This window comes from Vibrio sp. 811, assembly GCF_033339195.1.
Genome location: NZ_JAWOUB010000518.1, coordinates 1 through 639, shown reverse-complemented (window position 1 = coordinate 639; position 639 = coordinate 1). Strand labels below are relative to the sequence as shown.

The following is a 639-nucleotide window of genomic DNA, read 5'->3' as shown; positions in this document are numbered from 1 at the left end:
ATCAACTCTTCACGCGAATAATCGTCTTGCTCAAGTGCGTGGTCGACAACTTCTTCTACTTCTGGAATGAAATCGATCAACATACGCAGCATATCTTTGGCTAAGTCTTCCTTATTAGCGCTCTGTTTCAATGCGGCTTGCCAGTCAATAATCACATCAGGTTGTGTATTTTCAGCTGTAGCAGGTGCTTCACTTGCTGGTTCATCGACGTAGGACGGCGCAACTTTCCCTATGCTTTCTGTACAGGTATTCGGATTCCAGTGGACCAACACTTGTTGCAGTACATGCTCTTCAATTGGTTTGGTGAGGTAATCATCCATACCTGCGGCGAGAAGACGATCGCGCTCCCCGGCCATGGCGTGCGCGGTAACGGCGATAACTGGTGTGTCTTTGTTTAACTCAAGCTCTTTGATGTTCTGACAAGCGGTCACGCCATCCATTAATGGCATTTGGATGTCCATAAAAATCAGGTCGTATTTCTTCTCGGTAGCGAGATTTACGGCTTGCTGGCCATTGCTACAAGCGGTTACGGTTTCAACCCTTTCTTTCAGTAGTGCTGAAATCAGTTTTAGGTTTGCAGGGTTATCATCCACCGCGAGCACCGTCAGTGGCAGTCGTTCGCTTTCTTCTGTTGCAACA

General features: G+C 47.4%; 1 protein-coding gene. It reads right to left on the bottom strand.

Annotation, left to right across the window (positions count from 1 at the left end; all coding sequences use genetic code 11):
* On the bottom strand, positions 1-639 hold a 639-nt coding region (locus tag R7Q46_RS27830; RefSeq protein ID WP_318078384.1), incomplete at both ends, for a response regulator.